At 69.0% G+C, this 13,939-nt stretch carries 4 protein-coding genes and 1 pseudogene; all 5 read left to right on the forward strand.

The annotated features are described in order from the left end of the window. Window positions 1-49 precede the first annotated feature (49 nt). Window positions 50-7,867, forward strand: a pseudogene (locus tag WME85_RS07485) (SDR family NAD(P)-dependent oxidoreductase); the annotation flags it as partial. Window positions 7,868-7,897: 30 nt separating this feature from the next. Then, complete coding sequence (locus tag WME85_RS07490) at window positions 7,898-9,049, forward strand: amidohydrolase family protein (RefSeq protein ID WP_437836525.1); 1,152 nt, start codon at window positions 7,898-7,900, stop codon at window positions 9,047-9,049. A 170-nt stretch (window positions 9,050-9,219) separates the two neighbouring features. After that, the gene (locus WME85_RS07495) at window positions 9,220-10,314 is read left to right on the forward strand and encodes an amidohydrolase family protein (protein ID WP_437836527.1); all 1,095 of its coding nucleotides are present in this window, start codon (window positions 9,220-9,222) and stop codon (window positions 10,312-10,314) included. A 298-nt stretch (window positions 10,315-10,612) separates the two neighbouring features. Beyond that, window positions 10,613-12,367, forward strand: a complete 1,755-nt coding sequence (locus WME85_RS07500) for a DUF6178 family protein (RefSeq protein ID WP_437836529.1) — start codon at window positions 10,613-10,615, stop codon at window positions 12,365-12,367. A gap of 185 nt (window positions 12,368-12,552) precedes the next feature. Further along, window positions 12,553-13,938 (forward strand): MATE family efflux transporter, encoded by a 1,386-nt coding sequence (locus tag WME85_RS07505; protein WP_437836532.1) that lies wholly within the window; start codon window positions 12,553-12,555, stop codon window positions 13,936-13,938. Window position 13,939 lies beyond the last annotated feature (1 nt).

The raw sequence follows: 13,939 nt of genomic DNA on the forward strand, positions 1-13,939 counted from the left end.
CCTACGACGGGCTCGAGCGAGGGAGGCGACCGTTCCGTGCGCTGGAGCCGAGGGAGTGATGATGGATTCTTGGTTGGTTGACATCGAAAACCCGCTGGTACGGGGGCACCAGGTGCTCGGTCGCCACCTCTTGCCGGGCCTGGCGTACATCGATCTCTTCTTCCAGGCGTTCCGCGATCGACACGAGGATCCCGCCCGGCTCGAGCTGCGCAACGTGTCGATCTATCAGCCGCTCGTCGTGTCCGAGGAAGCGGGTGTCTCGCTGGTCATCGACTGCACGGAGACGCAGCCCGGCGTGTGGAAGTTGGTCGTCGAGGGCCGTTCGCGACGGCAAGGAGCGAGCGCAGGGGAGAGCAAGCGTTACGTGACCGCCGAGATGCATCGCTCGGCTCCCTTCGTGTCCGACGAGCGCGTCGACCTGGCCGCCGTCGCCCGAGCGGCGGCTCGGGTCGTGAGCCTCGACGAGGTGTATGCGGAATGTCGACGGCTGCAGCTCGTGCACGACGAGTTCATGCGAGCGCAGGGGAGGTTGTATGTCACCGACTCGGCGATCTACGTCGACTGCGGGTTGAGCGCTGCGGCGCTCGAGAGCGCCGAGCACCTCATGTTCCACCCCACGTTGCTCGACGGGAGCGCCGTGGGCGCAGGCGGTCTCGCGTCGGCATGGCTCGGGGACGGTCCATCGGCGCAGCTGGCGCTGCCCCTCTTCTACGAGTCGTTCCGCGCTTCCGCGTTGCTGCAGAGGAGCTGCATTGCCCGGGTGAGGCGCGCTGCGGCGCGCCGTGCTGGCGAGCTCAATTACTCAACTCTGGAGTTCTTCGACGAGGCGGGGCGCAAGATCGCCGAGCTGAAGAACCTCGCCGGGAAGCTCGTCCGTGACCCCTCGTCGATCACGGAGGGCGCGAGAGTGCGTCCTCTGTCAGGCGCGTCGCCCGTACCGCCGGCGCCGGCGGCGCTCGGCGCCGGGACGGACGCTCTGCTCGAGGTGGAGGCGCTCCTCCGGGGCGTCATCGCAGAGAAGCTCCGTCTGCCGGTTGCCGAGATCGATCGTACCGCAGGCTACTACGAGATGGGGATCGATTCGGCGGGGCTCCTCGACCTCGTGCGCGCGATCGAGGGTCACGTCGGGGCGCCGCTCTCGCCGACACTCCTGTTCGAGCACGGCACCATCGCGGCGCTGTCGGCGCACCTCGTCGAGTCGGGCGTCGCGTCGGGTTGGTCGCGACGGAGGGCGAGCGGGGATGCCGGCGGCCACGGCCATGCGGCGGCGAGCGAAGGGCTCACACGAGCGCCGCTCGGCGAGGCGCCTCACGGCTTCGCCCGCGAGGAGACGAACGCGGGCGACGGGGGAGGCATCGCGATTATCGGCCTGAGCGGCCGGTATCCGATGGCGAGCACGATCGCCGAGTTCTGGGACAATCTGCGCGGCGCCAGGGATTGCATCTCGGAGATCCCGAAGGGGCGGTGGGACCAGAGCCGGTACTTCGATCCCGAGCGCGGCAAGCCCGGGAAGATCTACTGCAGGTTCGGCGGGTTCATCGACGGCGTCGACGAGTTCGATCCGCTGTTCTTCAACATCTCGGCGCTCGAGGCGCAGTACATGGATCCGCAGGAGCGGTTGTTCCTGCAGTGTGCCTACGAGACGTTCGAGGACGCCGGCTACACACGCGACACGCTCAAGTCACGCGACGGCAACGTCGGCGTGTTCGTCGGCGTGATGTACGAGGAATACCAGCTCTACGGCGCACAAACGCACGCGTCGCAGGTCCCGTACGCGCTGAGCGGAAGCGGCGCCGCCGTCGCGAACCGCGTGTCGTACTTCTTCAATCTGCACGGGCCGAGCATCGCCGTCGACACGATGTGCTCGAGCTCCCTCACCGCCATCTACCTGGCATGTCAGAGCCTGAAGAGCGGCAGCTGCGCGATGGCGATCGCCGGCGGCGTCAACGTCTCGGTGCATCCGAACAAGTACCTGCTGCTCTCGCAGGGGCAGTTCATCTCCAGCGAGGGACGCTGCAAGAGCTTCGGCGAGGGTGGCGACGGCTACGTGCCCGGGGAGGGGGTCGGCGCGATGCTCCTCAAGCCGCTCGCTGCCGCGATCGCGGACGAGGATCACGTCTACGCCGTGATCAAGGGCGCCAGCGTCAATCACGGCGGAAAGGCGAGCGGGTTCACGGTTCCGAACCCCGCGGCTCAGGCGCAGGTCATCGCGCAGGCGCTTCTCGACGCGAAGGCGGATCCGAGGACCATCAGCTACGTCGAGGCCCACGGCACGGGGACGAGCCTGGGCGATCCCATCGAGATTGCCGGCCTGACGCGCGCGTTCGCGCAGCATACCGCCGATACGGAGTACTGCGCGATCGGCTCGGTGAAATCGAACATCGGACACCTGGAGAGCGCGGCCGGCATCTCCGGGGTGACGAAGGTGGTGCTGCAGCTGCGGCATCGAACGCTGGTGCCGAGCCTGCACGCGGCGACGCTGAATCCGCATATCGACTTCGAGAAGACGCCGTTCCGCGTCCAGCGGTTCCTCGAGGACTGGGCGCGACCCGTCGTCACCCGCGACGGGATACGGACGGAGCACCCGCGCGTCGCGGGGGTGAGCTCGTTCGGGGCCGGAGGCGCGAACGCGCACGTCATCATCGAGGAGTTCAGCGCCGGTGACGAGACGCGGCCGAGGGGGCCCGTCACGCGCGCTGGCCCGGCCTTGATCGTGCTGTCGGCGAAGACGCCGGACCGCTTGCAGGAGCGAGCGCGCCGCCTCATCGAGCACCTCGCGAATGGTACGTACGGTGACGCGGATCTCGCCGACATCGCCTACACGCTCCAGGTGGGTCGCGAGGCGCTGGAGCATCGCCTCGCGTTCATGGCCGCCACCCTCGACGAGGTGCGCGAGAAGCTCGCGATCGCCGCTGATGGAAGCGACGCCCCTGCAAAGCGCGGCACGCTCTTCCGTGGGCACGTGAAGAGCGATGCCGACGCGCTCTCTCTGTTCGCCGTCGACGAGGAGCTCCGCGAGGCGGTCGCGAAGTGGGCTCAGCGGGGAAAGTACGACAAGGTCCTCGAGCTGTGGGTGAAGGGGCTGTCGTTCGACTGGGCGAAGCTCTACGACGGCGTGAGGCCGCGCCGTATCAGCTTGCCGACGTACCCGTTCGCGAGAGAGCGATACTGGCGGCCCGACGCGGTCGAGGCAGCGAGCGAGCCCCGGAGCGCGATCGCGGCTGGGACCTCGCGGGCGGACGTCCTGCATCCGCTCTTGCACACGAACACCTCGGACTTCGCAGAGCAGCGCTTCACGTCGACGTTCACGGGGCATGAGTTCTTCTTCGCCGACCACGTCGTCAAGGGGCAGCGGACGCTGCCGGGCGTGGCCCACCTCGAGATGGGGCGCGCCGCCCTGGAGATCGCCGGTGCGTCCGGGAACGGCGCCGTGATGAGCCTGACGAGCGTGGCCTGGGCGCGCCCGCTCGTCGTCGGCGACGCGCCGGCGGTCGTCCACATACGGCTACGCCCGGAGGGCGACGACGAGTTCGCGTACGAGATCTACGGGGCTCGAGCGGACGGTGAGGAGGTCACGTACTCCCAGGGCAGAGCGGTCCTCGCGGCGGGTGAGCGTCGCGTCGTGGACATCGAGTCGCTCCGAGCGCGAGCGCAGCGCGTGACGTTGAGCGCCGAGCAGTGCTACGAGATTTACCGATCGCTGGGCTTCCAGTACGGCCCCGCCCACCGCAGCCTGCGGCACGTCAGCGCCGGCGTCGATGAACAGGGATCGACGTTCGCGGTGGCGCGGGTCGCCCTGCCGGAGGACGTGGCCGACACGCGCGGCCAGTACGTCCTCCATCCGAGCGTCCTCGATGGCGCGCTCCAGGCATCCATCGGCCTGCTCGCGGCGCAGCAGCACGACGACGCCGCGGGCGCCGCGAGGCTGGTGCTGCCGTTCGCGCTGGAGAGGCTCACCGTTCTCCAGGCATGTCCGACGGCGGTCTGGGTTCATGTCCGGACCGCAGCCGACAGCAGCAGCAACGTCCATAAGCTCGACGTCGATCTGGTCGACGACGACGGCACGGCCTGCGTGGAGATCCGCGGATTCAGCTCGCGCGTGTACGAGCCTGCGTCGGCGAGCCCTGCAGACGCGGAGAAGCCCGCCGCGCCGTTCGTGGAGCCCTTCGAGGTGATGACCTTCGAAGAGCGGTGGCAGCCGGAGCCGCTCAGGGCCGAGTCGAGCAGCCGGTATCGCACGCTGGTATGTGTGTTGCCCGACGCGTCCCGGGCAGAGGCGGTGCGCAGCGCTCTCGGGAAGCTCGATCCGGCGGTGCGGACGGTCGTGCTGACGGCTGCGCAGCAGTACGCGAAGCAGAGCGCATCTCGTTATGACGTCGTGAACGAAGACGCCGCAACCTTCGCCTCGGCTCTGAAAGACATCGCGTCGGAGCACGGCCCGATCGAAGCGGTCCTGTGCCTGCGCGGCGTTCAGGACCCCTCCGGCGTCGGCCGCTACGGGGGGCTGCTCGCGCTGATCCAGGGCCTGGACCAGGCCGGAGTGACGTCCACGCGCCTGCTCTTCGCCGGTCGATACGACAGCGCGGTCGCGCGTTGCCATCTCGATGCGTGGACGACGCTCAGCTCCTCGCTGAAGGCCGTCTTGCCCGAGGCTCGGGCGTCCGTCATGGCCTGGCCGTGCGCGACGGGCAGCGCAGGCACGGGCGACTGGGTGAACGAGTGGGTGCCCCGGGTCTGGGCGGAGCTCGTCTCCAGCGCGGCGGAGAACGTCTTCTACGAGGACGGCGAACGTCGGGTCCGTCGTCTGCATTCGACGCAGCGGACGTCGGCCGCGTCGCTCCTGCGGCGCGGCGGGACCTATCTCATCACCGGCGGCGCAGGCGGGCTCGGCCTGGTCTTCGCCAGGCACCTCTGTGAACGTCACGGCGCGAACGTGGTGTTGACCGGACGCTCCGAGCTGAACGCGGCGACGGTCGAGCGCGTGAGGGCGCTCGAAGCGGCGGGCGGCAAGGCGATCTATGCGCAGGCGGACGTCTGCGACGTGGATCGCATGCGCGCGGTGGTGGCACGGGCGCGCGACGAGCTCGGGCGCGTGGACGGCGTCATCCACGCAGCGGGAGTGCTCGGCGGAGACCTGATGGGCAAGGTCTCGCTCCGTGCCTTCGAAACGACGCTCGCGCCGAAGATCGACGGGACGCTGGCCCTGGACGCGGCGCTGGATGGGGAGACGCCGGACTTCATCTGCTACTTCTCGTCGATGTCGGCGATCGTCGGCGACTGGGGCGCGGGCAGCTACGCGCTCGGAAACCGCTTTCAGATCGCGCACGCCGTACACCGCAGCGAACGTGCGCGATCGGGGCACGACCGGACGAAGGTCGTCGCCCTCGCGTGGCCGGTGTGGGCGCAGTCCGGCATGGGGATGGCGAACGCGGACGCCACGGGTGTCTATCTCGAGTACACCGGGCAGCGGGCGCTCGAGCCCGAGAAGGGGCTAGAGCTCTTCGAGCAGCTGTTGAGCGAACCGCCTACACAGCAGCTCGTGATCTACGGCGCGCCGTCGCGCTGGCAGCGCCGGCTCGGGCTGACGGAGTCCAGAGCGTCCGCCGGCGCGGAGCGCGCGAGCCCTGCGGAGGCCGTGCGCACGCAAGAGAGCCGTCCTGCGGAGCGAACGTCCGACACGACTACCCTCAAGGCGCAGGCGGTTCGATACCTGAAGCAGCTGGTCGCGAGCACGACCGAGCTTCCCGCCGCACGAATCGACGCCGACGCGCGGCTCGAGGCCTATGGTGTCGATTCCGTCATGTCCGTCCGCATGACAGGGGAGCTCGAGAAGGCGTTCGGCTCGCTGTCGAAGACCTTGCTGTTCGAATACCAGAGCTTGGCGGCGCTCGCGGATTACTTCCTCGAGCACCACCGCGGCGCGCTGACCGCCGTCCTGAGCTCGGCGTCGCAGCCTGCCGCCGTTGGCAGGGGCGAGACACCGAGCGCGGTGACACCGGTAGCCGTGGTCCGAGATCCGGCGAGAGCGTCGCGCTGGCCTTTGCGGCCGGCGCGCGCGGAGGCGGCGGCGCGTCCAGCAGCAGGAGCGCTCGACATCGCCGTTATCGGACTGAGCGGCCGGTACGCACGAGCGGATGACGTCCATGAATTCTGGGAGAACCTCAAGGCGGGGAGGGACGGCATCACGACGATCCCGCCGGAGCGATGGGATCATCGGCGTCATGCCGCTTCCGTGGATCTCCCCGCCGAGGCCGTGCTCGATCGGGGCGGATTCATGTCCGGCTTGGATTCGTTCGATCACGAGTTCTTCCACTTCGAGGACGACGAGGTGGACGGCCTCGATCCCCAGGAGAAGCTGTTCCTGGAGGCCGTCTGGCACCTGCTGGAGCACGCGGGATACACCTCGTATCACGTCAAGACGCGTCACCACGGGAACATCGGCGTCTACGCCGGCGCCAGCGCGTTCGTTCATGCCGGCTTCACGACGGGCATGGTGGCGGGGCGCGCGGCAGGGTTCCTGCACCTCAACGGTCCCACGGTCGTCGTGGATTCTCACAGCGCTTCATCGACGACGGCCCTGCATATCGCCTGCCAGGCGCTCGTGAACGGGGACTGTGAGCTGGCCATCGCGGGCGGGGTGCACGTGCACTCGCCGCAGCTGTTCTATGCCTTCGCGCGCTGGCAGCAGGGAATGCAGCCGGAGTGCCGCGGTTTCTCGAACGCAGGTGGCGTCATCATGTCCGAGGGCGTCGGCGCTGCTTTGCTCAAGCCGTTGCACGCGGCCGTTCGGGACGGTGATCCCATCCTTGCCGTCATCAAGGGCACCGCCCTGACCAGCGCGGGGGACATGGCGAACTTGCCGCCGGAGCCGACTCGCCTCGCGGACGTCATCAGGAAGTGCCTGAAGAAGGCCGGCGTCGACGCTCGCGCGATCGGCTGCGCCGAGGCGATGGCGATGGGGATCCCGACCGGCGACTATTGCGAGTTCGCTGGCTTCAGCAAGGCGTTCCGCGAGCAGACGACGGACAATGGCTTCTGCGCGATGGGCACGGTCGAGTCGAACATCGGCCACTCGATCGCCGCCTGCGGCATCGCGCAGCTCACCAAGGTCGCCCTGCAGATCCACCATGCCCAGCTCGTCCCGACGATCAAGGCGGAGCCGCTGAATCCCCAGATTGACATGGAAGACAGTCCCTTCTACCTTCAACGCTCGCTCGCGGAATGGCAGACCGCCGCCGGACACGACGGGAAGCGCAGGGGCGTGTTCGCCTCCCGAGGCCGGAGCGGCACGCTGGGGGCCGTCGTGCTCGAGGAGCCTCCGGCGGACGCGCGGGGCCAGGGGAGCGCCGGTCCTCCGGACGGCATCGAGAGGCTGGTCCTGCTCTCGGCCCACACGGTGAAGCATCTTCATCGCATGGCGCGGAACCTGCGGCGGCACGTGGCGGCGGATCCACACCTCAGCCTCGCTGACCTGTCCTACACGACGGCTCTCCGACGGGAGCCCCTTCGGTTTCGACTGGCGATCCTGGCGTCCACGAAGGACGAGCTAGTCTCGAGGCTCGGCGAGTACCTGGACGCGCAGGCGCCAGCGCGGCCGGCCTCGACGCTGCAAGGCAAGGTGTCCTTCGCCGACGCGCTGTCGGGTGATTCGAGCATCCATGGCTTGCTCGAGCCCGCGGAAGAGAGGCGCCTCCTCGAGACGTGCCTCGCGGAGCGCAATTGGCCGAAGCTGGCGGCGTTCTGGATAAGAGGAAGCGATCTTCGCGCGATCGAGGACGTCGAGCGTGCATTCGGCGGGCGGTTTATTCAGATTCCATTGTATCCCTTTCGCGAGCCGGGCGGCGCTACCGGCGCGGTGGTCTCGTGAACAATTCTTGGTAAACCGGAGCGGCGTCAAATGGCATACGAAATCAAGAAATTTCCGTATTCAGGTGCGATCGATGCGGACGGCCACGTTCTCGAGCCGGCCGATCTGTGGGAGAACTACCTCGAGCAGAAGTACAAGCCGCGCGCGCTGCGCATCAGGGTTGGCAACGATGGCTACGAATATCTGGAAGTCGACGGCCAGCCGGCCTCGCGCGTGGAGAAGGGGAGCCTCGGGATCCTGGGCGCGATGGGCAGCGACGACATGCGGCCTCGACCCGACCGGCGCTACGCCGACAGCCGGCCGTTCGGGTCGGCGGATCCGAAGGAGCGCCTGGAGCTGCTGAGGCAGGAGAACCTCGATGCCGTCCTGCTGTACCCGACGTTGAGCATCATGTGGGAAGCGGACGTGCGCGACCCGGAGATCGCCCTGGCTTACTCGCGTGCCTACAACCGTTGGATCGCCGATTTCTGCCGCGATTCGGGCGGCCGGCTCGTGCCGATCGCGCAGCTGACGTTGCTGGACCCGGAGGGGTCGGCTGCCGAGCTCGAACGCGCGGTGAGAGACGGGTGCAAGGGGGCGTGGGTCACGTGTTTCAATCATCGCCGCGTGCTCCACGGCGATCCGAGGCACGACGCGCTGTTCGCGAAATGCTGCGAGCTCGACGTGCCCATCGCGATCCACCCGACCCTGACGCCGCACGACACTGCGGCCGGGATCTTCGACTGGCCGGAACACCGCCGCCATTGGGGCGAGCAGCTCTGGCTGCGCAGCATCGTCCAGCAGGCGCTGATCTCGTTCTTCTCTCTCGGGACCTTCGACCGTTTCCCGAAGCTCCGGCTCGGCGTGCTGGAGTCCGGCGCGGGGTGGATCGGAGCGATGCTGGACCGGCTCGACGCGTTCACCGAGTCGTTCAAGTTCAGGGGCAAGGCCCTCAGCGCTACCGAGTATTTCCGGCGGCAGTGCTTTGTGTCGGGCGATCCCGACGAGACTGCCGCGCCACACACGATCGACCATATCGGCGCCGACTGCTTCATCTGGGCGACCGACTATCCGCACCCGGACCACCCGCACACGTGGGTCGACGATCTCAAGCGCTTCGCGAACGTGTTATCGCCGGCGACGCGCGCCAAGGTGCTGGGCGGAAACGTGAAGCGCATCTACCGGCTTGGTTTCGCCAGCTAGCACGTGACGGCGACGCCCCGGTCCATCCCCGATTCAACAAGGAGAGTACAGTGTTCAATCCCATCACGACGGCAGCCGAAGCCAGATACGGGAAAGCGTCGAAGAGACGCCGGCTGATCACAGCGGATTCTCATATATCGATTCCATTCGAGGTGGCCGACGAGCTGCCGGTGAAGTACCGGAGACAGGTTCCGCACCTCGAGCGCCGCGCGGACGGGGTGTATCTGATGCGGCCCGACATCGCGAACATGATGTCCATCAGCGATGCGAAGAATCCGCTCGTCGCGGGCATCAAGGTCGATCTGGACGACGAAGCGAACATGGCGCGGTTGGCCATCGGCAACTCGCAGGGGCACATCGCGGCGAGCCTGTATCCGAAGGGGCGCCTGGCCGAGATGGAGAAGGACGGCGTCGTGGCCGAGGTTCTCCTGGGCAAATCGGCGACGGGCTATTTCGGCGGTCCCGATCCCGATGTGTCCGTCGCGTGGTGCAAGTTGAACAACGACTGGTACGCGGACACGTACAAGGATCATCTCGGCCAGTTCGCACCTTCAATCTGGCTGCCCGTCCCCGCGGGGGTCGACGCGTGCGTGAAGGAGCTCGAGCGCGCTGCCGGGCTAGGGCTGCGCCCCGTGCTCATGCCCGAAGTCATCCGCGACAAGCCGTGGTACCTCCGGGAGTGGGAGCCGCTCTGGGAGGCATGCGCCGCGCTGAAGATTCCCTTCGTTCTCCACATCTCCGGCACCGGCCTGCTCATGCCGTGGGTCTCGCTGAAGCCCGAGGAGAACCCCGCGGGCTCGCTGAACACGTGGATCGGCATGGCCGGGCACACGGCGGAGCTGCTCGGCATGTTCGTCAACTCCGGCATCCTCGAGCGCCATCCGGACCTCCAGGTCGTCTTCACGGAGCTGCACGCCGGGTGGCTGGCCTGGGCGATGCATCTCTACGACCATTACACCCTGGACCCGGTGAACCGCGAGCAGGCGAAGGGCTTCGGTTATCCGGTGAGCTCGCTGAAGGAGCTTCCGAGCTACTACATCAAGCGCCAGGTCAAGTGCTCATTTCTGTGGGATCCGATGGCGATCAAGAATCGCCACGAGACCGGCCTCGATTGTCTCATGTGGAGCAACGACTATCCCCACACGGAGTCGATGTGGCCCGACTCCCAGGCGCTCATCGAAAAGCAGTTCGCGGGCGTACCGGAGGACGAGATCACGACGCTCGTGCACGACAACGCCGCGCGGCTGTACGGGTTCACGGTGTAACGGGCACACCGTGCCGCTCGCCGCCCCGATGGGCGGCGAGCGCCCGCCCGGGTGATGGGTCCAGTGACCGGGCTCGTCGCGCGCTCGACGCAGGAGGCGACACGAGGCCCTCTCGGTCCAGGTCACTGGACTGGCCAGGCTCGTCGGGACGAGGCACGGCGATGTTTGGTTGACTCGAAGTCGATCTGTGTAAAATCCGTTTCAGAGTCCACGGGCCGGATGGCCACACCCCGTCATCACCTCAGCGTCGCGGCCGCCGCAGGCGTGCCTGCGGTCAGCTACGCTGGAAAGGCGAACCATGACCACAACGCTTGCCAGGTCGACCCAGCCTCGCCACCTCGTGGCGCGGCTCCTCGAGCAGCCGGGTCTCGTCCACCTCGTGCAGGGCCTGGAGGCCCCGGTCCTCACCAGGCTCATTCATCACATCGGCCTGGAGGACGCGGGCGAGATCGTCGCGCTCGCGACGACCGAGCAGCTCAAGGGGATCTTCGACGAGGACCTGTGGCGCAGCGAGCGCCCTGGCAAAGACGAGACGTTCGACGCCGACCGATTCGCCCTCTGGCTCGAGGTGATGCTCGAGGCCGGTGAGGCGTTCGCGGCGCGGAAAATCGCCGAGCTCGACGAGGACTTCGTCACGATGGCCCTGTACAAGCACGTCCTGGTCATCGACGTCGACAGGCTCGGCGTGCAGATGACGAGCTGGGAGCGCTTGTCGGCCTTGCAGCGCGGCGACGACCCCGACCTCATCGAGAGGGCGCTCGATAACTGCCCGTATCACGAGTTCGAGGAGTTCCGCGTCATCGCGAGGGACCAGCGGAGCTGGGATGCCATTCTCCTGGTTCTGATCGAGCTCGACAAGGAGCACCACGCGCTCCTGCGCGCGTTGCTGGAGAGGTGCTGCGCGATGTCCACCGTGTACATCGAGCAGTACGGCGGCCTGTACGACGTGCTCACCTCCGAGGAAATGCTGGAGTCCGACGCGGCCGCGGAGCGGGAAGACCGGCGCGAGCAAGGCGGGTTCGTCGCCCCGTCGGCGGCCGTGAGCTTCCTCAACCTGGCGAGGGTCACACCGCTGGAGGAGCTCCTCCAGTCGCGGACGTACGATGCCGTCACGCGCGCGCATTTCCGGGCGGCGCCCGCGCAGCCTCCATCCGCCGCCGCGTCGATCCGGCGGCTTGCGACCCCGGACGGGAAGACCGCGGAGAGCGCGGAGAGCGTCAGGCGCTTCCTTGAGGTGCTACGCGAGGCGGACATCCTGCCGCCTGCGGCCGAGCCGGCGCTCCTCACGGCTGGCCCGAAGCACGGGGACGATCTCCTGTTCGCATCGGCGATCCGCGAGGTGATGGCGCGCGACGCGGCGCTCTACGCGAAGCGGCTGATGGAGCTGAGCTACCTCGTGAACGTGCTCATCTCCGGATGCAGCCACGAGGGCCGCGCGTTCCGGCCTTTCGAGGCCGTCGAGGCCGTGATCTGCACGTGCAACCTCGGGTTCGAGCGCCTCCTCGAGGAGCGGGCGGGGCGCAAGAAGCCGAGCGTGGACGAGCTCGCGTCGGTGATGACCGAGCACGACGCGGTGAAGATGTTCATGGCCGGGTGGAGCCTGCTGCATCACGAGGTGCAGCTCTTCGCCGCGGGCGCGCTCCGGAGGACGCTGGCGACGCTCGCCCCCAGCCAGTCCGACGCGCAGGTGGCCAAGGAGATCGAGCGTGTGGCGCTGGGGCTCGGAGCGGACATCGACGCGGGCAAGCCGTGGCGCGCGCGCGGCAAGCTCGGTCGGATCAAGCAGGCGCTCGGGCGCGAGGCGACATCGGTGTTCCGCGCGCTCCTGGACGAGTTCCCGACGCTGCCGCGCGGCGTGGGCAGGGGAGCGCGGCCCCGGGAGGGGCGGCGCCTGCGCTTCATCTCCACTGCAGCGCAGATCCAGGCCATCCACGCGTCGCTGAAGCAGCTGGCGGTCGTCGGGGCCGAGGGCCCGGAGCGCAGCGCCCCCGCCGACGCGCCCGCCAAGCCTCGACGCAAGCGCCCTCAGCCCGGATCCAGCCGAAAGAAGTAGCGGCGCGGGCCTCACCGGGCAGGAACCGTAGAACTTTCGTCCGCGGCAAGCCCCCGCGGGGACGGCGCCTGGCGAGCCGTCGATTGCCCGGGCGCCTCGACGCCGTCGGGCCCGCTTCGTCGCCTTCGACGAGCGCTCCCACCCCGGCGCGCTATGGTGGCGCCCCTTTGCCGTTCGGGGACCCCGTGACCCTCGCCTCCGCCCCCCTCGCCAGCGACAGCGCGCGCTCCGAGCTGCGCGTGCTCGCGCGCCTCGCGCTGCCGATCGCGGTAGCGCAGGCCGGGCTCGTCGCGATGTCGCTCGTCGACGTGGCGATCGTGGGGCGCGTCTCGGTCAACGAGCTCGCCGCCTGCGCCATGGGCAGGACGATCGTCCACACGTCGAACGCGCTCGGCATCGGCGTCTCGGCCGCGGTCGAGCCGCTCGCGTCGCAGGCGATCGGCGCCGGCCGCCCGGGGCAGGCCTGGGCGGCGCTGCGCTCGACCCTGCGCGCGAGCCTGCTCATCAGCGTGGTCGCCTTCGCGGCCGCGCTCGCGGTCACCCTCGCGCTCGCGCCCATGGGCGTCGACCCTGCGCTGGTCCCGGGCGTGCGCCGGTACATCCTCGGCCACGCGCTGTGGATCTTCCTGTGGCCCGTCTTCCTCGCCAGCAAGAGCTTCCTCCAGGCCCACGGCGCGACGCGGCCCGCGCTCGTCGCCGTGATCGTGGCGAACCTCGTCAACGTCGTCGCCTGCAACCTGATGGTCCGCGGCGACGAGGCGCTGCGCTGGGTGGGCCTGCCGCCGCTCGGCCTGCCGCAGCTCGGCGCGCTCGGCGCGGGGCTCGCCGCGAGCGTCGCCAGCGCCGTGCTCGCGTCGATCGTGCTCTGGTCCGCGCGGCGCCGGCGCGCGGCGACCCGCGAGGAGGCGGCCGCCGTGCCGGTCGCGGTGATCTACCGGCTCGGCGTCCCGATCGGGCTGCAGCTGCTCGCCGAGGTCGGCGTGTTCGGGATGACGGCGCTGCTCGCGGGGCGGCTCGGCGCCACCGTCGTCTCGGCGCACCAGGTCGCGATCGGGCTCGCCGCCTTCGCGTTCATGGGCGCCATCGGCGTCGGCGGGGCGACCGCCGTCCGCGTGGGGCACGCCGTCGGCGCGGGCCGGTCGCCGCTGCGCCCCGGCCTGCTCGGGATCCTGCTCGGCGCCGGCATCATGTGCGTGAGCGCCTCGACGTACGCCGCGTTCCCCCGCGCCCTCATCGGCGCGTTCACCCCGGACGCGCAGGTCATCGCCATCGGCGTCCCGCTGCTCCGCATCGCGGCGCTCTTCCAGCTGTTCGACGGCATCCAGGCGGTCGCCGCCGGGGCGCTGCGCGGCGCGGGCGACGTGCGGTTCCCCTTCTGGACCAACCTCGTGGCCCACTGGGGCTTCGGCCTGCCGCTCTCGATCGGGCTCGCCTTCGGCCTCGGCCTCGGCGTCCGCGGCCTCTGGTTCGGGCTCACCGCGGGGCTCATCGCCGTCGCGACGGTGCTCTCGGCGCGCTTCGTCCTCCTGGCCCGCGCGCCGGTGGTGCGGACGCTGCCACACGCCGGGTGAC

It is taken from the genome of Sorangium sp. So ce1153, assembly GCF_051521595.1.
Taxonomy (GTDB): Bacteria; Myxococcota_A; Polyangia; order Polyangiales; family Polyangiaceae; genus Sorangium.

Bases quoted from the DNA above. Each gene is read 5' to 3' on its own strand.
- WME85_RS07490 (WP_437836525.1), top strand. From the start codon at position 7,898: ATGGCATACGAAATCAAGAAATTTCCGTATTCAGGTGCGATCGATGCG.
- WME85_RS07500 (WP_437836529.1), top strand. From the start codon at position 10,613: ATGACCACAACGCTTGCCAGGTCGACCCAGCCTCGCCACCTCGTGGCG.